Annotated in this window: 22 protein-coding genes; 12 read left to right on the top strand and 10 right to left on the bottom strand. The window is 55.3% G+C overall.

The window, feature by feature from the left end:
- Positions 1-15: 15 nt before the first annotated feature.
- The 3 genes from hypB to NE623_RS11350 all read right to left on the bottom strand — a co-directional run bounded on the left by hypB (position 16) and on the right by NE623_RS11350 (position 3,354).
- Positions 16-684, bottom strand: a complete 669-nt coding sequence (hypB, locus tag NE623_RS11340) for a hydrogenase nickel incorporation protein HypB (protein ID WP_256272677.1) — start codon at positions 682-684, stop codon at positions 16-18.
- Between the two features lie 103 nt (positions 685-787).
- Positions 788-3,064, bottom strand: a complete 2,277-nt coding sequence (gene recQ, locus NE623_RS11345; protein ID WP_256272641.1) for a DNA helicase RecQ — start codon at positions 3,062-3,064, stop codon at positions 788-790.
- 20 nt (positions 3,065-3,084) lie between these two features.
- The gene (locus NE623_RS11350; protein ID WP_256272642.1) at positions 3,085-3,354 is read right to left on the bottom strand and encodes a LysR substrate-binding domain-containing protein; all 270 of its coding nucleotides are present in this window, start codon (positions 3,352-3,354) and stop codon (positions 3,085-3,087) included.
- Positions 3,355-3,360: 6 nt separating this feature from the next.
- Between NE623_RS11350 and NE623_RS11355 the strand changes: the two genes are divergently transcribed.
- Positions 3,361-3,495 carry a hypothetical protein gene (locus tag NE623_RS11355; protein ID WP_256272643.1) on the top strand — a complete coding sequence of 45 codons (135 nt, stop codon included), beginning with the start codon at positions 3,361-3,363 and terminating at the stop codon, positions 3,493-3,495.
- 289 nt (positions 3,496-3,784) lie between these two features.
- On the opposite strand, the gene NE623_RS11360 is transcribed toward NE623_RS11355, so the two are convergent.
- Positions 3,785-4,102, bottom strand: a complete 318-nt coding sequence (locus NE623_RS11360; protein ID WP_256272644.1) for an L-rhamnose mutarotase — start codon at positions 4,100-4,102, stop codon at positions 3,785-3,787.
- A 185-nt stretch (positions 4,103-4,287) separates the two neighbouring features.
- On the opposite strand from NE623_RS11360, the gene NE623_RS11365 reads away from it, so the two are divergent.
- From NE623_RS11365 to NE623_RS11375, 3 genes are all read left to right on the top strand, one after another.
- Positions 4,288-4,602: a hypothetical protein gene (locus tag NE623_RS11365; RefSeq protein WP_256272645.1), complete on the top strand. Its 315-nt coding sequence runs from the start codon at positions 4,288-4,290 to the stop codon at positions 4,600-4,602.
- Between the two features lie 389 nt (positions 4,603-4,991).
- Complete coding sequence (locus NE623_RS11370; protein ID WP_256272646.1) at positions 4,992-6,119, top strand: SLC13 family permease; 1,128 nt, start codon at positions 4,992-4,994, stop codon at positions 6,117-6,119.
- A 151-nt stretch (positions 6,120-6,270) separates the two neighbouring features.
- Positions 6,271-7,020 carry a hypothetical protein gene (locus NE623_RS11375; protein ID WP_256272647.1) on the top strand — a complete coding sequence of 250 codons (750 nt, stop codon included), beginning with the start codon at positions 6,271-6,273 and terminating at the stop codon, positions 7,018-7,020.
- Between the two features lie 219 nt (positions 7,021-7,239).
- On the opposite strand, the gene NE623_RS15010 is transcribed toward NE623_RS11375, so the two are convergent.
- A complete protein-coding gene (locus NE623_RS15010; RefSeq protein WP_442490240.1) occupies positions 7,240-7,482 on the bottom strand; it encodes a hypothetical protein in 243 nt (80 codons plus the stop codon).
- A gap of 290 nt (positions 7,483-7,772) precedes the next feature.
- Between NE623_RS15010 and NE623_RS11380 the strand changes: the two genes are divergently transcribed.
- A complete protein-coding gene (locus NE623_RS11380) occupies positions 7,773-8,333 on the top strand; it encodes a prepilin-type N-terminal cleavage/methylation domain-containing protein (protein ID WP_256272649.1) in 561 nt (186 codons plus the stop codon).
- Positions 8,334-8,555: 222 nt separating this feature from the next.
- On the opposite strand, the gene NE623_RS11385 is transcribed toward NE623_RS11380, so the two are convergent.
- The 3 genes from NE623_RS11385 to NE623_RS11395 are packed head-to-tail and all read right to left on the bottom strand — an operon-like array spanning position 8,556 to position 9,179.
- A complete protein-coding gene (locus NE623_RS11385; RefSeq protein WP_370866737.1) occupies positions 8,556-8,873 on the bottom strand; it encodes a GNAT family N-acetyltransferase in 318 nt (105 codons plus the stop codon).
- A complete protein-coding gene (locus NE623_RS11390; protein ID WP_256272650.1) occupies positions 8,851-9,045 on the bottom strand; it encodes a hypothetical protein in 195 nt (64 codons plus the stop codon). The genes NE623_RS11385 and NE623_RS11390 overlap by 23 nt, the downstream gene beginning before the upstream one ends.
- Positions 9,042-9,179: a DUF6462 family protein gene (locus NE623_RS11395; protein WP_370866738.1), complete on the bottom strand. Its 138-nt coding sequence runs from the start codon at positions 9,177-9,179 to the stop codon at positions 9,042-9,044. The genes NE623_RS11390 and NE623_RS11395 overlap by 4 nt, the downstream gene beginning before the upstream one ends.
- 50 nt (positions 9,180-9,229) lie before the next feature.
- Between NE623_RS11395 and NE623_RS11400 the strand changes: the two genes are divergently transcribed.
- The 7 genes from NE623_RS11400 to NE623_RS11430 all read left to right on the top strand — a co-directional run bounded on the left by NE623_RS11400 (position 9,230) and on the right by NE623_RS11430 (position 17,584).
- The gene (locus tag NE623_RS11400) at positions 9,230-9,514 is read left to right on the top strand and encodes a hypothetical protein (protein ID WP_256272651.1); all 285 of its coding nucleotides are present in this window, start codon (positions 9,230-9,232) and stop codon (positions 9,512-9,514) included.
- A 202-nt stretch (positions 9,515-9,716) separates the two neighbouring features.
- Entirely contained in the window at positions 9,717-11,690 is a 1,974-nt protein-coding gene (locus NE623_RS11405; RefSeq protein ID WP_256272652.1) for a hypothetical protein, read from the top strand.
- Positions 11,691-11,878: 188 nt separating this feature from the next.
- Complete coding sequence (locus NE623_RS11410) at positions 11,879-12,538, top strand: response regulator transcription factor (protein WP_256272653.1); 660 nt, start codon at positions 11,879-11,881, stop codon at positions 12,536-12,538.
- A gap of 89 nt (positions 12,539-12,627) precedes the next feature.
- Entirely contained in the window at positions 12,628-13,983 is a 1,356-nt protein-coding gene (locus tag NE623_RS11415; RefSeq protein WP_256272654.1) for a hypothetical protein, read from the top strand.
- 10 nt (positions 13,984-13,993) lie between these two features.
- Positions 13,994-15,439, top strand: a complete 1,446-nt coding sequence (locus tag NE623_RS11420) for a sensor histidine kinase (protein ID WP_256272655.1) — start codon at positions 13,994-13,996, stop codon at positions 15,437-15,439.
- A complete protein-coding gene (locus NE623_RS11425; protein ID WP_256272656.1) occupies positions 15,423-16,208 on the top strand; it encodes a hypothetical protein in 786 nt (261 codons plus the stop codon). The genes NE623_RS11420 and NE623_RS11425 overlap by 17 nt, the downstream gene beginning before the upstream one ends.
- A complete protein-coding gene (locus tag NE623_RS11430) occupies positions 16,205-17,584 on the top strand; it encodes a hypothetical protein (protein WP_256272657.1) in 1,380 nt (459 codons plus the stop codon). Before NE623_RS11425 ends, NE623_RS11430 begins: the two co-directional genes overlap by 4 nt.
- Positions 17,585-17,901: 317 nt before the next feature.
- Here the strand turns inward: NE623_RS11430 and NE623_RS11435 are convergent, their stop codons facing one another.
- A complete protein-coding gene (locus NE623_RS11435) occupies positions 17,902-19,029 on the bottom strand; it encodes a DUF932 domain-containing protein (RefSeq protein WP_256272658.1) in 1,128 nt (375 codons plus the stop codon).
- A 13-nt stretch (positions 19,030-19,042) separates the two neighbouring features.
- Positions 19,043-19,825: a hypothetical protein gene (locus NE623_RS11440; RefSeq protein WP_256272659.1), complete on the bottom strand. Its 783-nt coding sequence runs from the start codon at positions 19,823-19,825 to the stop codon at positions 19,043-19,045.
- Between the last annotated feature and the right edge of the window lie 347 nt (positions 19,826-20,172).

A 20,172-nucleotide genomic window follows, 5' to 3' on the forward strand; every position in this document is an offset into this window, starting at 1 on the left:
CGTATAGGGCAGGGCTTACGCCTGCCATGCTTTGACCTGCTCCTTCAGCCATTGAGCCCACTCGTCGATGCCCTCGCCGGTTTTGGCGCAGATGGGAATGACCCTTGCCTTGGGGTTGCGCAGGGCCACATACTCCCTGCATTTGTCCATATCAAAATCAAAATACGGCAGCACGTCAATTTTGTTGACAAGCACCACATCGCAGACTTGGAACATCAGCGGGTACTTCAGCGGCTTGTCATGCCCCTCCGGCACCGAGAGAATCATGGCGTTTTTCACAGCGCCGGTGTCAAACTCGGCCGGGCAGACAAGGTTGCCGACGTTTTCCAGCACAACCAAATCCACGTCGCCGGTGCCCAGACCTTCCAGACCCTGCCGGGTCATCTCGGCGTCAAGGTGGCACATACCGCCGGTGTGCAGTTGAATGGCCTTGGCACCGGTTTCGGCGATGGCCTTGGCGTCCACGTCAGAGTCGATGTCCGCCTCCATCACGCCGATGCGCAGCTCGTCCTTGAGGGCGGCAATCGTTTTGCGCAGCGTGGTGGTCTTACCGGAGCCCGGCGCACTCATCAGGTTCAGCAGGAAAATCTTCTTCTCCTTCAGGTCGGCCCGCAACGCGGCGGCCTGCTCATCGTTGGAGGCAAAGATGCTCTGCTTGACCTCCAGAATTTTTACGTTCTCCATTCCATACTCCTTATCCATACTCATACAGTCTCTTATAACATTTTAACATTGTGTCAAAAACTTTACAATCGACGAATATACCAAAAGAATCCAGGCGGAACGGTCAGGTTGACGAATTTTCTTCTGGTTTCATTTTTATAAAGTGCTCCACAACTAGTCGCTGCGCGTCCGGTGTGTAGTCCAGTACCGAGTACGGCATACCGCTGGCGGTCACGCGGTCCACACTGCGCAGACCCGCGTCAACGCCTGCCGGGGTGGGCACGTAGTAGAAGCCCTTTTTGGGGAAGCGCTCCATCGAAATCAGCCGTTCATGGTAGAGCCATTCCTCAATGGCCTTTATCGTGGGTGCCTTCACGTTGGGGGTGCTGGCGGCTTCGACCAGCGCGGCCTTCAGCTCTGCGCCGGAATAGCTGTCCTGATAGTTGAACTCCTTCGCGTCCTCCGCCGTCAGGTAGAAGTCCATCTTCGGGGCCTTGCCGCTCTTGGTCGGCTTTTCGGCGGGGGCGGCGGGCTGCTCCTGCGCAGGGGGCAGACTCAGCGCAACACCGGGGTGTTCGGCGCAGTAGGCGGAAATGGCGGCAAAGAACGGCGCAGCGTACTTTTCGTACTTGCGTTCGCCCATGCCGTAGATGCTGAGCATATCCTCCTGCGTCTGGGGCGCACGCAGGCACATATCGGCCAGGGACTTGTCGCCAAAGATGATGTAGGGCGGCAGACCCTCGCGCTGGGCAATGTCGAACCGCAGCTGGCGCAGCTGGGCAAACAGCTCCAGCCCGGCGCCGGTCAGGGCGTCCATCATGCTGCTGCGCTTTGGCTTCGGTGCGGGGGTATGCTCGGGCTCGTGGCGGGGCGGCAGCTTGACCAGCACCTGTGCCCCCTGCTGCAGCGGTGTGATGTCCCCAAGGTGCAGCACGGCGTACTGGTCCTCGGTCTGCAACAAATATCCATCGTTCAGCAGCTGGGCAAGCAGCCGGTCCAGCGTCTCCCGCGGGGTGCCCTTCAGCTTGCCGTAGCTCTTCATACGATCAGCGCCGAGTTCCCGCAGGCGCGCCCGGTTGGCACCCTGCAGCGTGCCAAGCACCACCGCCTTGCCGTACCGCCCGCGCAGCTCGGCCACACAGTTGATTATCCATTTGGCCTCGGCGGTCAGATCAGCCTCCTCATAGTCGCCGCTGCAGTTTCCGCAGCTGCCGCAGGGGGCGGTGGGGTGCTCGCCAAAATAAGTAAGGATGGTGTTCCGCAGGCAGTCGGTGGTCTGGCAGTAGCGCTCCATCGTCTGCAGCCGCTGCAAATCGCGCTGGTGCAAAAGCTCGGCATCCTCCGGCTCACACTCGGCAAAGTCCTTGCGGTCAAGCAGGAATTTGTTGATGACCACATCCTGCGCGGAGTAGAGCAGCACGCACTGGGACGGCAGTCCGTCACGCCCGGCGCGGCCCGCCTCCTGATAGTAGTTCTCCATACTCTGGGGCATATTGTAGTGCAGCACAAACCGCACGTTGGACTTGTCAATGCCCATGCCGAAGGCGTTTGTGGCCACAATGACCGGCGCGGCATCGTAGATGAAATCGTTCTGGTTCTTGCGGCGCGTCTCGGCAGGCAGACCCGCGTGGTAGCTGGTTACGGCAAAGCCGTACTGCGCCAACAGCTGCTGCAGCTTGTCCACGTTTTTGCGCGTTGCACAGTAGATTATGCCGCTTTCGCCGGGGTGCTCACGCAGATACTGGATGACGTAGTCATCCTTGTGGCGGGTGTGCTCCACCGCAAAAAACAGGTTGGGGCGGTCAAAGCCAGTTACCAGCAGCTTGGGGTTTTGCAGGCGCAGTGTGCAGCGGATGTCCTCCTGCACCTCCCGCGTGGCGGTGGCCGTGAAGGCCGACAGGATGGGTCGCCGGGGCAGACCGGCCACGAAATCCAAAATTTTTACATAGCTAGGGCGGAAATCCTGCCCCCACTGGCTGATACAGTGCGCCTCATCGACCGTGACCATCGAAATTTCCGCACCGGCGGCAAAATCGCGGAACACCGCGGTTTCAAGGCGCTCTGGCGCCACATAGATGATTTTATAGCTGCCCTCGGCGGCGCGCTGCAGCGCAAGGGCAATCTGGCGCTCGGTCAGGGTGGAGTTGATGAACGCCGCGGGCACGCCCGCCGTGCTCAGCGCCTTGACCTGGTCCTGCATCAGGGAAATCAGCGGCGAGACCACCAGTGTGACCCCCGGCAACAGCAGGGCGGGTATCTGGTAGCAGAGCGATTTGCCCGCACCGGTGGGCATAACGGCCAGTACGTCCTGCCCGGCCAGAAGGGCGTCCACAATGTCGGCCTGCCCGGGGCGGAACGAGTCATAGCCAAAATAGCGTTTGAGTGCCTCCAAAGGCGTCATAGGTGCAGTCTCCTTTGCTTTCATAGGGTGGTCTGCGGGGCGGCGGGCAGCTGCGGGCGGATGAACTTCAAAAAGCTCTTTACCGCGGGCGCGGCGTCGCGGCAGTGGGCCAGCCCGATTTCAATGATTTCGGGCGGCTCGATCGGAAGGTGCCGCACAGCGGTGTCCTGTGGGCTGCTGTTGATGGCGTTCGTCACGGTATAGCCCAGCCCCGCGCCCACCATCGCATAGGTGACCTGAATGTCCGCGGTGGTAAACCGGGTGTCGGGCTCGGCACCGCGGTGGGGCATATCAGCGTGCGGGTCGTGCTTTCATGGTTTTTGTTTGCCCGCTTTGGCCTGAACGCTGTGGCCGCCGCCACCGACATCGGCTGGCTGCTGGCCAATGCTTTCTGGGCCGTGTGGCGGCGGGCACCGACAGTGCGGCGGTAAACCTCCCTCTGCGAGAGAGGGGGCCAGAGAGTGCGCAACACTTCTTTGACAGGCAAACACCCTCGGCACCGCAGGGGGCCGGGGGTGTTCCACAGCAATAATAAATCTTAAGGCAATACCGCACAATTCTAAGTGCCGATGCAGCGAGCGAGAAGTGCAAGCTGCTAAGCAAAAAGCGCAGATAATACTGGTATGTATTATCGAGCATTTTTGCAACGCAGATTGTGCTTCGCAGCCGCGGCAACGGCGCTTAAGCCGTCAGGCGCGAATTGTGCGGTGTTGCCTTAACTCAATCCAGACGGAAAACCTGCTCCAGCTTGGGCTGGGCACCGGTAACGGGGTCCATCTCCAGCTCCAGAATGTCCTTCATATATTCGTTCCAGCGGTCCACCACCGGGCTTTCGGCCTGCACCTTCTCGGCGTAGGCCACGCCCTTTTCGCACTCATAATAGCCGAAAAGCTCGTCATTGCAGTAGAAAATGCTGTAGTTGCAGACGCCTGCCGCCTTGAGCACCTCCACCATCTCGGGCCAGATTTCCGCGTGGCGTCGCTGATATTCGGCCTTGCAGCCGGGCTTGATGCGGCCCTTCCATGCCATATGCTCCATTGTACAAAACCTCACTTTGTAATCTGTTACTGTTAGTATAGGTCCTGCCGCGCCGGGCTTGCCATACGCAGAATGGTACTTTTTATTGGTAAAATTTCACTGGTGTTGTACAATAAAAGTTGACATAGGAAACTCAAAGAGCCAATATCAATATATAGAAAAGGAGAAACAGGAGGCAAGAAAAGATGGCTCGGAATCAACGGAAATACAACACGGAATGTATTATAGGACCCGCAGACATCACCACAACCATGAATATTTACGCCGAGGCCGCCAAAGAGAAAAAGCAGGAGGCAATCGCAAACTGGAATGGAAAAAATCATGCAAAAAATTGTCAGCACATCTCGCCAGACGAATTTCGAAAAGCTGTTGACTTTTCTCTACATTTCGCATATACTGATGGCAGTAATTGTGCTATGGATACTTGCGAGACCCACAGCCAGCGGGAGGTTCCTATTTGTAGGGATCTCTTTTTTTGTTATTCTATAAAGCAGAAATAGTAACTTCTGGCAGAATGATTCGTTTTCTGTAGTTATTGCAGTTCGATGCCTCTTTACAAACGATACATTTCTGAAATAGTATATTTTAGCTGCGTAAGCATTATCATTGCAGCCATTTTGGCGATTCTTCGCATAAAAAGCACCCGATTTGCCATTGTGGTTCATATTTTAAAAGCAGAAAGCATGATACTCTTTTATATATTTTAACAATTTCAATATCACGACGTATAGTCATTATATAGCAATCTTGCATTTAGAAGGTGAACATGTATGGCACAAAAATCCATATTCTCACCCGAAAGCGCATTTCAAATCTTGTCATTTCCCATCACCTTGTATCATCCAGCATACTAAAACCACCCCCACCTATTTGAAAGAAAGCGGATATTATGAAGATCAAGCAATTTGTTAAGCAGGAGATCGTTCTCTGTGTTGCTGCGGTTCTGGCGGTGCTCTCGATGTTTTTTGTACCGCCAGATGCGGCTTATATCGGCTACATTGACCTGCGCACCCTTGCCATTCTGTTCTCGCTTATGACCGTTATGGCAGGGCTGCGGCGGCAGGGCGTTTTTGACCGGCTGGGCCGCACGCTGCTGGCACAGACCGGCGGCACCCTGCAGCTGGTACTGGTGCTGGTCGGGCTGTGCTTTTTCGGGAGCATGGTCATCACCAATGACGTTTCCCTGCTGACCTTTGTGCCCTTCACCTTCGTGGTGCTCAGCGGCCTTGCGCCGGACGCCCGCCGGGCGCTTACGGTTCCTGTGGTATGTATGCAAACCATCGCCGCGAACCTTGGCAGTATGCTCACGCCCATCGGTAACCCGCAGAATCTTTACCTGTACGGCAAGAGTGGAATGAACATAGCTGCGTTCATCTCACTCATGCTTCCCTACACGGTGGTTTCGCTGCTGCTTTTGGTTCTCTGGGCGGGCGCGCTCTGCCGCGGGCGGGCGTCCGCCTGCAGCTGTGCGCATCTGCAGCAGCCGGACGCCGCCGCAGACCGCAAAATCGTCCTTCTGGACGCGGCACTGTTTGTAGTCTGCCTGCTGGCGGTCATCCGGGTACTCCCCTACGGCGTTGCCTTTGCCGCTGTGCTGCTCTGCACCCTTTTTGCAGACCGTTCCACGCTCCGATGTGTGGATTACTCCCTGTTGCTGACTTTTGTGGCCTTTTTCATCTTCATTGGCAATCTGGGGCGCGTCCAGGCCTTTTCAGATTGGCTGCAGGCCATCCTCACCGGGCGGGAGGTTCCGGTGGCTGTTCTGGCCTCACAGGTCACGAGCAACGTTCCCGCCGCGCTGCTGCTGTCTGGGTTCACAGATAAAACCAGCGCCCTCATCATCGGCACGAACCTCGGCGGCCTGGGCACGTTGATTGCGTCCATGGCCAGCCTGATTTCCTACCGCCAGATTGCACGTGAGCTGCCGGAGGAAAAAGGCCGCTATTTCAAGCTGTTCACCCTGTCCAACCTAGTTTTTCTCGCCATTCTGCTGGTTGAATGGTGGGGGCTGCAGTAGCTTGGATAGTCCAATGCAAACAAATTACAGCATTTCACCTACTTTTCCATGGTAAATATGTAAAATTTCATCCGTCCGCGTAAAAAAATCTTTAATCTTCGGCCAAAATATGATATAATGGGATATTATTATGAGAAAAGGAGTTTCAAATATGTCGCAGGAACAGCATTCCTCTCTCTCCCTTACGGAGGATACAAATAAACGCGATTACGTCTACGTCCGTTATGAGGATGACGACGATGACGAGATGGACATCTATGATATGATCAGCCTCTGCCTGAAGGGCCTTTCTATTCTCAAGCGCTATATTGCACTTCTGTTGGTTTTTCTGGTTGTCGGTTGCATTGTGGGCTTCTGCAAACACAAATCTGTAAAAGAAGAATATTCCTCCTCCGCACTGCTTTTTGTCGATTTGAATCATGATGAGGTATCTATCGGTGACAATGTCGATGAATCGCCTCGCATCAATATGCTTGCCAACTCGCTTTCCCAGATTATGTTGAGCGATGCTGTAATTGCCCCAGTTGCCGAGCAGTATGCAGACGAGAGCGAAACCGTCGCTGACAAAATGAAGTCTCTGCAGGAAAGCCTGAGCGTTGATGCTCCGGACGGTACTCAGACGGTTCGCGTCACGGTGACGGATGAGGATTCTCTGGTAGCGCAGGAAATTTGTAATGACATTGTCGATGCAGGCATCAGCGCACTGAACGCTTCCACAAGCTATGCCACCATCAGTGTTATTTTCCCCGCCAGCGATGGCATTGCGGTCGCTAACGATGAATCTGCCGTCAGTTCCATCGGCCAGATGGCTGCCATTTTCCTTGTGCTTGCGCTGATGGTGATTGTTATCCGCGAGCTGGCTATAGCCTATAAGGCTCGCAACGCCGCCAAGGAGCAGTAAACCAGTCCCCTTTTTACAGTAAAAATACCGCCGACAGCAATCAGCTATGCTGTCGGCGGTTTATTTTGTAAAAAGGGATATTCCCGCAGAAATCAGCGGCAAATTTGCAACTGGGCTGGGGGGGAGTGGATGACGCCACCAATGCCTTCAACTCGGGTATAGAATTACAGCGTGGCTGGGCTTATGCCTCGCCCTTGGATTTCACGGCAAGCAGTACCGTCAGCACAAGCATAACGAGGGAGAGCAGGATTGGGATTCTATATAGTTGAGGAAATTTTTCTGTTCGGATTCGGACAGATAGGAAAGGTCAACGGCGGAGTTGAATTTGAGGTCATTGGAATCGACCTTTTTCTGAAGTTCGGGAATGAGTGCGTTCAAACGAATAAATCTGCGAACCGTATCCCCGCTAACCCCAACTTCTGCTGCGACCCTATGGAATAGTTTGCTATTTGAAGAATTCAGAGGTCATCTGCGCAATAGTTGTCCCGATTGTGATAAGAGATTGTCCTGTATGGGCGGATGCCCTTTGATGCCGGATGTGGTTTTATGCGAATCAAAAAGCCGTAATCAAGCGTAGTCCTTTAATTTCGAGCGATTAAAAGGCGAAACAGCCTCTATAGGAGTATGATGTTTACTAATGTCGGCTACTCCCCGCAGAGGCTGTTTTGTATTTACAACCTCAAAAAGAAGAATAGACTTTTTTGCAAAGATATGTTATAATACATCAAATGCGCCGAAAGGATATCGATTCTATGGCAAAGAAAAATTCGAAACGCGGGTTTACGCTGGTTGAACTTATTGTTGTATTGGTAATTCTGGCTATTCTTGCAGCACTGCTGATTCCGGCACTTACCGGGTACATTGACAAGGCCAGAAAGCGTCAGGTTGTGGCAGAGACGCGAGCGTTGACGCAGGCTGTGCAGACGGAGATGTCTACAATATACGGTCTCAATAATTCGTTTCAAGAGCAAAAGGATATTGGAAAAAACCTGACGATTGCGTCAAAAGACGGTAATTGTGGAAGTGGCCTTGGACAATTAGATAACTCACTAAAAGAACGCTATGCTGAAATAGTTCGCCTTTCGGAAGTGCCGATTTTGGAAGAGGAACTTGAGTCTGCTACCGGTAAATCTTCCTTCTTTGCAATCATAAATAAGAAGGGTGCTGTTCAATGGACAGTTTACAATAATGGAAAGGGATACATCGGAATATATTGTGGCGACGATGGTGAAACCGATGTGTTTAAAGAAGACGAAGCAAAAGGGTATGCGAATAGCTATAGACTTTTTTTGGAAAAATCGTTTACCTTATAAATGAAAACGACCCTCATTGGACGAAAAATATGGTGTATGCTTGTATGGGAATAGAAGGATATGATTTTTCCTGACCGCTCACAAATTGAACGCAAAGCAGTTCACAAACGAAACTAATACATACAAAAAGCAAGAGCCCTCGGAGAAATCCGGGGGCTCATTTCTGTTATAGCAGTAAAAAGACAATCGAAAATGTAAATTGCGAAAAGCATGCTTTTCGCATCAAAATGTCAACCGCATCTGATGCCACGAAACATTGCCGTGCGTGGACTTGTCGGTCACGCCCTCATCCTCGAATCCGAATTTGGCATAGTAGTGGACAAGTCGGTTCTTGCAGGTCAGGACAAGACCTTTGCGACCCTGTTCCTTCGCGTCGGCTATGGCCTTTTGAAGCAGCTTGCCTGCATACCCATGCTGGCGGTATGCGGGCAGTGTATTCACGCCGAAAATCATCTGCCACGCACCGCTTTCGTTGTGCATGGCGGCGTTCTCGTACATCTCATCGGTTAAGTCCGCGTCATCGGTCACAAACCCGTCCACGAAAGAAATGAGTCTGTCGCCATCGTACAGCAGCCAAAAATGGTTCCCGTACAGGCTTAATGCTAAGTTCGTAGTAATCCGTTGCCATATTGTGGGTGACAAACTCATGCTTAATAAATTCATTGTCCTCGTCATCAAGCTCATCCGAGAACATCCATACATTGCCACTCATTCCTCGTCGGCCTCCTTGTGTATCTTTTTGGCTGGTTCGTGAAAACGCTCAAAGTATCCATCGAAGATTTCACGGTCAATGAGAACGGTACCGTCAAATCGGTAAATCGCTCCAGCCTCGCTGACAAGTTGAATATAGGGAACAGCGGGACGGTTTCTTCAGCGAGCGAGCCAACCAGTATTCTATGTGGGATACTGCTTCTGAGTGTGAAACCTACAAATGGCTTTCGCCGCTGCCGAAAGAAGCAAAAATCAAGCTGGAAACAGTAGAACTCATCATGCCTTATGCCAAGATTGACCGGCGGGGAAATGTACACCGCTATGTTCCTAAATTGAAAGCTGCTGTCCTGACAGAAAACGCCATAGCAGTGATGCCGGATGGTAAGAAAGCAAGATACGATTCCCAAAAGGCCAAATGCCAAAAAGTGATGCCCTTATCAAGGGCGTTGGAAATACTGGGATGTAAGTAAACAAAAGGTCCTCTTCGCTGTGAAAGAGGACCTTTTGTGAAGTGGTGCAAATATATAACTTGGTTAGAGTTCGGTGCAGTATCTTGCCAATCATGCAAAGCGGATGTAAAATTTATGGCGACCCGTTGTGCAAATGCAGAAAGCTATGGTATGCTAATTATATAAAGTGTACAGGAAATAATCAGAACGCGAGAGGGTCATAATGATGGAGAACAAATCGGATAAAGGCGGCTTCTGGAAACGACAATCTTTTCTTTTACCGCCATTGACTGCGGCGGTGGTTTTGCTGTGCCAGCAGATGGCTTCTTCCAATCCATCCGGCGTGGTCACGGTGAACATTTTGCTGTTGGTACTGAATTTCTTCAGCTATGTGGGGCTTTTGCGTGGGGAAAAAAGCACAGAAAAATCCGTGGCGATCGCCGCGGCAGGTTTTATTACACTGATGGCATTTGTGTTCAATACCTGCGTAGCTGGAATTCCCACTCCTTTGAGCGATACGGGAATCTTTATGAACAGTCTCTGCGGTATGTGGGTACTGGTAGCAGTTGTTCAAGGAATTTCGCTGTTGATACAGGCAGTGTTGCAGCCAACGGTTGAGCAAGAAACAGGAGCAAGCGAAAACAATGTTTGGAATCGCCTACAAAAAGTAGGGGGACAGCTAAAACCAAAAGCCACAAACTCGCAGGAAATAATTTTGATGCTGCTGCGCCTTGCCACAGTATTGTTGGCAATCGTTTCCTGGTGGAGTACCGCACAGGGTATGCGGGACTATGTGTTTTCACAGGCGTGGCAGGCAAATCTTGCCTCGTTTGCCATACAAAGCATCCTGCTGGGACTGAACTTTTACCTGCCGACCTTCTGGCGCTGGATACATAGTCTGCGCGGGAAAATCTGCGTGCTGGCGCTCAGCGGCGTGGTCTTGTTCTGCTCCTCGTGGTTCAGCTATGTTTTTATCGTTGGCACGGTCTATGAAAAAAGCTGGCAGACCGAAAGCCGCCTGTTGGTTCAGTCGGTGTACCGAAATGAACTGTACAAAGCGGATGAATTTGTACAAATCAGCAGCGACGCCCTGCGGGAAACGCTGGGCGACGAGGTGGCGGCTCTGTACACTGCCAGCAAGACCGCCGATACCGAAACAACACAGAATCCTTCCGGCTTGGATCTGACAGCGGACAAGGCAAGCTACGCCGATAATGCGGACTTTGCGGCAAAAAATGAAATTGCTTCGGCAATCCAAGCGATGCAGACCGCCACGCAGGAGGGAACATCCTCCGGCGTGCGCGAACAGGCTGCCGCAGCCCTGACACAACTTACCAAACAGGTGGAAACTCGCATCGGACAGCTGACGCAGCAGATAAGCCAGACGCAGGACGCCTTGACGGCAGCAGCAGATGCGCAAACCAGCGCAGCAAGTGCGTTGCGAAATGCGCCGTATGGAAGTAATACTAACGCTTTGCAGAGTGCCTATAACAGTGCGGCATCCCGATTGAGTAACTTGCAGGATACGGTAAATCAGCAACAACAGGACTTACAGGATTATCAGCAGGCGCAGGGAATCTTGCAACGATACGCAGGTGTGCTGGGAATTGCCGGAAATGCAGCCTCCGTGCAGACAGGTCAGGCGCTGCGTAGTATCCAAAGTGCGCTGCTCCAGACGGATGTGGATACGGAAGCTATTGAACAGCAGGCACGCACTGTGTTTGAACAGCTGCAAGCCGCACAGGACAGTGGATCGGATGCAGATTTTCAGACATTATTGAATGATATGGACAGTTTTATCCGCAAGGTGCAGGATTACGCAGTCCTGAAATCATCAGATGACGCGCTGCAAAACCAGATTGACAGCATGACGGCAGACACTGCACAGGATACGGAAAACTGGGAGCCTCTATGGACAGAGAAAATTGAGCGTCTGAAGGCAACAATCAGTGGTCTGCCTGTCAGTGACAGCGGGCAGGAGTATGACCGTGCAGATGCCCTTGATAAGTTGGACGATGCACAGCGCCTCTATATTTCAGAGCATAACCCTGTTGATCAGGCACTGATTTATCTGGGAAGCCCATATTGGCAGCTGGCAGCATTTTCTCTTGTATTGGCGTTCTTCTTGGATATTGCCGCCTTTATTACCGGGCTTGTCATTGATGTGGCAGATCGGCGTAAAATGTTGGAAAAATGAAGAAAACCACATAGGTTAAAAGGACAGCCCCTTCCGCTGATGTGATTTCAGCAGAAGGGGCTATTACTTTGTGCTCACGTGTGACGTGACAAAGTAGCTTGCAAAAATGGGTTTGTAAATTTTGGCTAAAAGTTCACCGAAATGTAACATTCTGTTGTACAATAGAGATTATAAAGGGGGATTGTTGAATGAATCCGATTTTGATTGTGGACGATGAAGCCGCCATTGCTATGCTGGTGCGGCGCATCCTGACGGAGGCTGGCTACCGCTGCCAGGCCGTGACCGACAGCCGCGCGGCGGCGGATCTGCTGGAAAAGAACCGCTATGATCTCGTGTTGCTCGATGTGATGATGCCCCATCTGGACGGGTACGATTTGTTGGCGTACCTGCGGCCCACGGGCACGCCCTGCATCTTCATCACAGCAAAGGACGCTGTGGCCGAGCGGGTGCGCGGGCTGAACAGCGGCGCGGATGATTACATCGTCAAGCCGTTTGCCCCTACCGAGCTTGTGGCCCGGGTGGAAAGCGTGCTGCGGCGCGCCGGGCGCAGCACCGCCGTCTACACGATGTGGGAGTATACGGTGGATGCTGCGGCCTGCCGTGTGCTGCGCGGTGAGGAGGAAATACACCTGACCCGCAAGGAATATGACCTGCTGCTTTTGTTTTTGCGCAACCGCGGCCGGGCGCTGTACCGGGATTATCTGTACGAAACCGTCTGGGGCGATGACGGCACGGACTGTGACACCCGCACGCTTGACACCCACATTGCCCGCCTGCGCCGCAAGCTGAACCTTGGCGACCGCCTGCACAGCGTGCGGCAGATCGGGTATATGCTGGAAAAGGAATAAAATGTAACCCGCCCGTGACGAAGCTGCAACCAGCCGGAAACAATCCTGCGCTATGCTGGGGGTACAACAAACAAAGGGGGATAACTACGATGAAACACACCGCAAGGCTGACCGCCTGTCTGCTGGCGCTGGCACTGGCGGCCTGCACGGCCGCGCCGCAGGATGTGCCTGCAGGCGCGACCACCGAGACAGCCGCCGCGCCCGTGCAGACTGTAGAGCCCACCACAGAAACACCCGCCATGCAGGGCACGCTTACGCCCGTTTACACGACATGGGGCACGGCGGTGGGCCAAGATGCCGTCTATAGCGCGATGAACATTGACGATGCCGGACAATACTATGCAACAACGATTGATTTTTCCACGGGTGAGCAGCGTATTCTCTGCAAAAAGCCCGGCTGCAGCCATGCGGATGAAAGCTGCCCGGCCTACATGACGGCCATCCGTAACGGCTGCGTGCCGCAAGCCATGCTGCTGCCCGTGGGCGACCGGCTCTATTGGCTTGTGGATGGCCGCTACAATGAAAGTGACAGCGCCTATCTGGATGTGAGCAATCTGGATGGCAGTGACCGCCGCCGTGTGGCCGAGGGTGATGACCTGCCCGATTTGACCAGTGCCTATATCTGGTACACGGATGGCACAGCACTGTATACATTTGTACGCGGATATGACAAATATTCCGTATTGCGTCTGGATGAGGGCGGTGCGGCGTGCCTCTTTACCCGCAGCATACCGGACGGCGAGGACTATTTCGCCGTAGGCTGCTGGCAGGACAAAATCGTTTTGCAGCACAGTGGAGGCTATCTGCAGCAGCCCTTGAACCCGGCCGGAGCGGCCGCCACGGATGAGGAGCTGCGCGCATGGCTGGCCGCCGACGAAGAGGCGCAGAAAGAGCAGACGAAAAACCTTTGTCTGCTGGATACGGCGGGCAGCATGACCGACACCGACATGACATGGGGCGGTGATGCGGGCAATGTCCAGCTTGTCCACAACGGTGCAGCCTATGTGCTGAACGAATCCGGGCTGGTGACAAAATTCGACCTGACTGCGGGCACAGCCCAGACTCGACAGCTTGACCTGCAGGGAACACAGATATTATACGGTGTCGTAGAAGGCGCAAGGCTGGGCGGCTGGATACCTGTAACGGTGCGCAATGACAGCGAGGGGCTGCTGAACCCTGAGACCGGCGTCTACACCCCGCTGCCGACCACATGGCTCAAGGATCAGGCGGTGGAGCGCAGCCCGTTTATTGTGGCGGCCAGCGATACGATGCTGCTTGTGAAATACGGCGAGATCTACTACACGACAAATGACATCGGCACGGACGGCGCACCCTACAGCTTTACCACCTGCCGCGGGGAGTATGGAATCATTTCGGCAGCAGACTATCTGGCGGGCAGCCAGGATTGGGTGCAGGTGACGCTGCAGGGCCGCGATCTGGTATGAGGAAACAGCAATGAAATTTGCAACCAAGCTATCTCTGGGCTGCATTGCGCTGCTGTCCTGCGCGCTGGGCGCGGCAGGGCTGCTGCTGACCGGACAGAGCTTTTCCGGCAGTCTGGCCAGCACCCGCACGGCCCTGCAGGCCCAGCAGAAAAAGGAAAAGTACGCGCTGGAACGCATCATCTTTCAAGCCACGGACAGCGCGCAGTTTGAAAATTACATTTTGGCGTCCGCTGCCCAGCAGTATGCCGAGCAGACAGCCGATGCGGGCAGCAGCATGGCACTCTGGCTGGACGGTGCATATGCGCTTTACTCCGGCCTGCCTGCGGCTCTGCCGCGCACCGCGCTGAAGCAGGCCCTGACGGACGGCGAAAACGCCTGGCAGCTGACCCGGGCGGCCGGGCGGTGGTATCTGCTGCTGACCCAGCCGCTGGATCTGCCCGGCGTGCGGGCCGATATGCTCTGCGCCTACGATGTGAGCGCGGTGTTCGCCACCCGTGACGCCCAACTGCGGGTGTGGCTGGCGGCCTCGGCGGCGCTGCTGGTATTGGGCGGCGGTGCGGCAGTGCTGTTCAGCCGCCGCGTGACCCGCCCGCTGACTGCGCTGCAGACGGCCAGTGAGAAAATTGCCGATGGGGAGTACACCCAGCGCACGCAAGTTAAGACCGATGATGAAATCGGCGCGCTGAGCCGCAGCTTTGATGCGATGGCGGCAGCGGTGGAAGAAAAAATCAGCGAATTATCAAGGACTACGCAGAGCCAGCAGGACTTTATTGCGGCGTTTACGCATGAGGTCAAGACCCCGATGACCGCGATGCTCGGCTATGCCGACCTGATGCGTGCCCGGCCCGATGACGCCGAGACCCAGCGGGAGGCAGCGGGCTACATTTACCACGAGACCCAGCGGCTGGAAAACCTGAGCCGCAGTCTGCTGGCTCTGATGGGGCTGGATCAGGCCGGGGCGCTGGAGCTGGTGCTCTGTCAGGATGCCGGGCTTTTGCTGCAGACCGTGCGCAGCCTGCCGCAGGGCAGCACGCCTGTGCCGCGGGTCATCAGCGCGGGGTGCGTGGTGCGGGTAGACCGCAGCCTGTGGGTGGATATGCTGCGCAACCTGACCCTCAACGCCCAGCGCGCCTGTCAGGGCATCGAGGGCGCGGCCATCACCCTGCGGTGTGAGCGCCGCGACGGGCAGGCGGTTTTCACTGTTACCGACACGGGCTGCGGCATACCCGCCGCCGACCTGCCCCGCGTGACCGAGGCATTTTACATGGTGGACAAGTCCCGCAGCCGGGCTGCAGGCGGCAGCGGCATCGGGCTGGCGCTCTGTGCCCGTATTGCCGGGGCGCACGGGGCAAAGCTGGAAATCACCAGTACCGAGCATGTCGGTACGACCGTGACTATCGCCGTGCCGGAGGTACTGCTGAGCGAAAGGGAGGCTGACAATGACACGCAAAGCTGATACGCTGCGCCCCTTCCTGCGTTGCGCCGCTGTGGTGCTGTGCAGTCTGGCGCTGCCGCTGGTGGTGTTCGCCCTGTGGGACCGCACACTGCTGGCCGCGCCCCACACCCGAACGGACGGGGAGCGCTTTTCGGCAGCTGGGCGGGCCAACGCCACAGCCTGCACCCTCTACGCCGCCGAGCATGTGACGAAGGTGCCGCTCGGCAGCAACAGCGTGTGGGACGGCGGCTGGACGGCAGGCACGATGGACGGCAGTGCGCTGGCCCGTGCCCGCCGGACGCTGGGCACCCTGCATGAGGCCGGACTGCTGCGCGATGACAGCTATGCCGCCGCGCTCTCGGTCTGCCGCTTGGACTACGGCAGCTGGGAGCTGTACACCGCGCCCTGCGGGCTGGCGCAGCTGGTGCGCCGCCCGGAAGAAATGTACACAGACACCGATACCGAGCATGTGTATATCCAGCTGATTCTTTCCAGTGACAATGCACCGCTGTATTTTAACTACCAGAATGATTTGGGGCAGGGCGATACGCTGGCCGATGACGCTGTGGCGCAATATTGCGCCCTGCTTGGGTTGGACGAGTTTACCGACTGGCAGTACCCGGACTGGGGCACAGCCGTGCGGGACTTCGGCGCGGCAGGCTACAGTGAGACCGCGCAGGTCTACGCCGTGGCGAACGCCAGCGGGTACAGCGTGACGCTTTCCGCCGCCAGCATGACGCCGCAGACCTTTGCAGCACTGAACACACAATACGGGGAGGAAACATCATGAAAAAGTACCTTGCCATCACTGCCGCGCTGGCGCTGACCCTGACAGCCTGCGGACAGGCCGCAGCGGACAGCACGCCGACACCGACTGCGGCCACGGAAGCCGCAGCAGCCCCCGCCGAGCAGCCGCAGAGCATCGGCAGCGATGCCCTGCGGCTGCTGACTGCTGCTGCCGATGGCGTGTATTATCAGGCGTTCAACGACTGGGAAATCAACTACACCGACACGATGGGCCGTGCGCTGATCTATGCCATCGACGAACAGACCGGCGATGCGCGCCCTGTCTGCAGCCTGCCCGGCTGTGCCCATGACAGCGCAGCCTGCCCCGCGTGGAGCGACGGCAACGTGACGCTCTGCTACGGCGACGGGGACGAAGTCTACCTGCTTTTGTTCTATTATAACGACGAGACCAGCTATTACCGCTGGGAGCGCATCAGCGCCGACCACACCCAGCGCACCGTGCTGGCAACCATTGAGCCGGGCCAGTCCGTCGTGGGCCGCGGCGTGGCTGTGGACGATGTGAACCTCTATTACAGCCTGCTGGACGAGGATAACCGCCATCAGACGCTGTGGGCTGTGGATACAGCAGGCGGCCAGATGCAAAGAATCTACACATGGGACGACCTGGCAGACGGAACAGGGGAGTACTGCCCCGAAATGTACATGCTATTGGAAGTCAGTGGCCGGCAGATGACCTTTGCCAAGATGGTACAGACGAACGACGCACTGACGAAGGCCATGCAGGTTTGCGCCGTGAACCTAACTGACGGCAGCATCACGCCGCGCCAGCGCTATGAGCGCGATACGGGCAATGTGCTGGTGCAGGGCGACGGCATGGAAAAGCGCAATCTAATCAGCTACCGCAATGACTACCACATTCTGACCGAGGGCAGCCGTGGCGGCCTGGCAAACTGCAACTACCAGAGCGGGGAAGTCGGCTTTGTGGACGCGGCGGTGGATACCCTGACCCCTGTGGCCGACGGCTTTCCCACCACCCGCGACGGGTGGGAGTGCTACTACTCCCTGTCCGGCTTTGCCGACGGCTGGCTGGTGTGGGTGGACGAGTGCGGCCGCGATGAAGACGGCAACGGCACGGGCGAAAACACGACCCGCCAGTATTTCTGCCGCGACGGCGTGAAAACCGAGCTGACCCAGCAGCGCTATGTGCCTGGCAAGGACGTGCGGAATATCCGCATCCTGGACGCTCAGCAGGGCCGCGTGCTGGCCGCCTACGACACCAAAACCGGCACGGTACACGATGTGGACAAGGACGGCACGACCTACACCCAGCCGATGAACTGGGACGTCTACGGCGTCATAGCGCTGGACAACCTGCTGGCAGGCAGTACAGACTTTACGCCGCTGAACTTTGCAGAATGACAAAAAAATATGATCAGGTACAATTTGTTGCTTACTAGGACGGGGACTCACTGCACCTGTCAAAATGCCATCGCTCTGGAAAGCCAATATTGGCAGTTTGCGATATCCTCTATTATACTGGCATTCTTCTTGAATATTGCTACGTTCATTACCGACATTGTCCTTGATGCGGCAGATTGGCGCAAAATGTCGACAAGATGAAGAAGAGCATATAAGAGGTTAGAAATACCGATAAATCATAATAACAGCCCCCTCCGCTGATGCAATCTCAGCAGAAGGGGCTATTCCTTTAATTGTATTGAATTTTCCCCGGCGGGTCACAAATTACCGATTCCAGATGTTGTTTTCAAGATCGACAAGCCGCTTCGTATACTCGGCCATCCGCTGCTCGGCCTTGCCGTCATCATCGGGAAAGCTGACGAGGTACTGTAACCGATGCTTTCCAGTTCACTGGCGCGGTCATAACTCTCCACATCCTGACTGTGACGGGTCACGGCGTTGGATAAACCGTACAGCGTCAAATCATTGGATTCGATCAGCCGCTGCAATACGCCGGTGCTCTCGTTGTCAGTGATATGAAACTCTTTACTGGCAAGTTTGACAACTGCGGGTATATCATGGGTGTTCATCTGGGCAGTCTTGGCTTCCTGCATCTTGCTGACAACCTGTGAAAACCGTGCTTCTTCGACCGCAGCGCGCACGGTGTCCTGAATTTTCATGACAAAGGCTTTGTCCTCGGCGTCCAAGGTTGCTTGCGAGTAGACACTGAAATTTTCCTCGCTGTCGGTGACGCGCCCTACATGGTTACGACGGGCGGCGGCTTCATTCACGACCATACCGTTGCTGCATACCAGCCGATAGATCAATGGCTGGATGTTGACGGAGCCAAGTCCGACCTCGCTGTTGCTGATAATGACCCCGGCCTGCACAATGTCGCCGGGGGATACCTCCGCCTGCAAGCGAGGATTCACTGCCTTGATGTACATACGGCTTTCGGTGATTTGGCAACTTTCAAAACGGACATCGGGCAGCCCGCCGAGAATCGGCAACGTCACACCGGCAATGTCGATATTGTCGATGCGGCGATAGCGATTACTCAGGTATGCGCGGGCGGAGCCATCCAGAGTGCGCAGCATACGTTGGCTGCTTTCTTGCTTGAACCATGTGTTGGCGTTGTAGGCCAGCAAATCGGGGCGTTCTTCCCGCATACGGTCATAGTAGGCGGCGGGGATGCGCAGGTGCGTGCCGATCTGCCGATGAACAATGCTGTTAATCGTCATAGGCTCAATCAGCTCGGTGCCGCTATTATCTGATAGGAGCAAAAACATTTCTTTTCCGTAGGATTCCATTCGCAACCGATTGGGAGCTACAAGATAATCCTCTTTGGACTCGCTCTGCCTTTTCACTTCGGTCAGCATCTGCTGTAGGGTTACACCGGATTTCATACGCGAAACCTCCTCACCATGAGAAAACCAGCTTGCCGGAAGTTTCCTCAGCGGCCAGCCCATCTCCTGCAAAGACCTGTTTCAGCTTTTCCCAGCATCCAACAGGTGGGAAACCGTGCAACTCCGGGAGCACCGATGTGCTGCCGTCCGCAAGTCGGATGTGACCGTCCTCCTGCACGGTCATCGAGTGATGCCCGCGAGAACTGAGGTCAGCTACAATGCTCTCCAGCGTTGCACGCCCCTCGGTCTCATACCAGATGCGCGGGTCGGGCAGGGGGGGAGTCTCGGAGGGGATGCGCGGCTTTTCGGGTGAGGCTGTTGTGGAGTTTGGGTGCAGCGGTACAGTGCTGATCAACTCGCACCGCAGATGTGCCTGCTTGTCCAAAACGACCTCGGCACTCTCAAAGCCGTCCAATCCGTGAACACGGATTAGGCAGCGCCCGCCATCTTTGACGAAGGCAAGCGAATCTTTGGCAGCCCATTCCCATGTGATGTTGCTGCCAGCCGTGCGGAGTGCAGCGGTGATGCGCTGGTTCACATGGAGCAGCAGAATGTCGCTGAGAGGTCCGTCCTCAATGTCCGGCACCACGAACTTGGTGCGGCGGGGTGCCTTTGCTTTCTTTTGGTGAACTGCTGGGAGGCTGCCCCGCAGATGGCGCAGCACATACAGCCCCCAGACGGAGCAGGCAACAATCAACAGTGGCAGCAGCAGCGCGCCGCGCACGAACGCGGCGATGGCTACAATGATGCCCACGAAGGTGCTTGTGCCATTCCGGATGGCATGGTCAGATTTCATTGTTGATTACCGTCCTTTCACAAAAACAAAAAGGGCTGCATCAGGTGTCCGTTCTGAACACTTGATGCAGCCCAAGGTGCGGCCACTGTTCGGCGGCCATGCGGGATGCGGATGGATTCTTGGTTCACTCCTTTCTGCCAGTGGCAGGAAATATCTATATAAAAAGTGCCGGCGGGGGAGACACCGCGCCCAATTCGGCGCAATGCCATCTACTACCGGCACCGATTACAAAAACAACAGCGTATGCTTATATAGCATAAAAATCATCTATAAGATTATTATAATACTATATCTTGTGGTTGTCAACGGTGGATTTTGTATGGGCTCCTGCACGATGATAACAATGC

Origin of the sequence: Gemmiger formicilis (assembly GCF_024462815.1) — a bacterium.
Lineage (GTDB): Bacteria > Bacillota > Clostridia > Oscillospirales > Ruminococcaceae > Gemmiger.

What these genes read in the sequence shown, in the direction of transcription:
- NE623_RS11415 (WP_256272654.1), top strand. Translation starts at nt 12,628, where the DNA reads ATGAAACACACCGCAAGGCTGACCGCCTGTCTGCTGGCGCTGGCACTG.
- NE623_RS11375 (WP_256272647.1), top strand. Translation starts at nt 6,271, where the DNA reads ATGTCGCAGGAACAGCATTCCTCTCTCTCCCTTACGGAGGATACAAAT.
- NE623_RS11380 (WP_256272649.1), top strand. Translation starts at nt 7,773, where the DNA reads ATGGCAAAGAAAAATTCGAAACGCGGGTTTACGCTGGTTGAACTTATT.
- hypB (WP_256272677.1), bottom strand. Translation starts at nt 684, where the DNA reads ATGGAGAACGTAAAAATTCTGGAGGTCAAGCAGAGCATCTTTGCCTCC.
- NE623_RS11435 (WP_256272658.1), bottom strand. Translation starts at nt 19,029, where the DNA reads ATGAAATCCGGTGTAACCCTACAGCAGATGCTGACCGAAGTGAAAAGG.
- NE623_RS11440 (WP_256272659.1), bottom strand. Translation starts at nt 19,825, where the DNA reads ATGAAATCTGACCATGCCATCCGGAATGGCACAAGCACCTTCGTGGGC.
- recQ (WP_256272641.1), bottom strand. Translation starts at nt 3,064, where the DNA reads ATGACGCCTTTGGAGGCACTCAAACGCTATTTTGGCTATGACTCGTTC.
- NE623_RS11425 (WP_256272656.1), top strand. Translation starts at nt 15,423, where the DNA reads ATGACACGCAAAGCTGATACGCTGCGCCCCTTCCTGCGTTGCGCCGCT.
- NE623_RS11400 (WP_256272651.1), top strand. Translation starts at nt 9,230, where the DNA reads ATGTGGGATACTGCTTCTGAGTGTGAAACCTACAAATGGCTTTCGCCG.
- NE623_RS11360 (WP_256272644.1), bottom strand. Translation starts at nt 4,102, where the DNA reads ATGGAGCATATGGCATGGAAGGGCCGCATCAAGCCCGGCTGCAAGGCC.
- NE623_RS11420 (WP_256272655.1), top strand. Translation starts at nt 13,994, where the DNA reads ATGAAATTTGCAACCAAGCTATCTCTGGGCTGCATTGCGCTGCTGTCC.
- NE623_RS11350 (WP_256272642.1), bottom strand. Translation starts at nt 3,354, where the DNA reads ATGCCCCACCGCGGTGCCGAGCCCGACACCCGGTTTACCACCGCGGAC.
- NE623_RS11390 (WP_256272650.1), bottom strand. Translation starts at nt 9,045, where the DNA reads ATGAGTGGCAATGTATGGATGTTCTCGGATGAGCTTGATGACGAGGAC.
- NE623_RS11365 (WP_256272645.1), top strand. Translation starts at nt 4,288, where the DNA reads ATGGCTCGGAATCAACGGAAATACAACACGGAATGTATTATAGGACCC.
- NE623_RS11430 (WP_256272657.1), top strand. Translation starts at nt 16,205, where the DNA reads ATGAAAAAGTACCTTGCCATCACTGCCGCGCTGGCGCTGACCCTGACA.
- NE623_RS11405 (WP_256272652.1), top strand. Translation starts at nt 9,717, where the DNA reads ATGATGGAGAACAAATCGGATAAAGGCGGCTTCTGGAAACGACAATCT.
- NE623_RS11370 (WP_256272646.1), top strand. Translation starts at nt 4,992, where the DNA reads ATGAAGATCAAGCAATTTGTTAAGCAGGAGATCGTTCTCTGTGTTGCT.
- NE623_RS11410 (WP_256272653.1), top strand. Translation starts at nt 11,879, where the DNA reads ATGAATCCGATTTTGATTGTGGACGATGAAGCCGCCATTGCTATGCTG.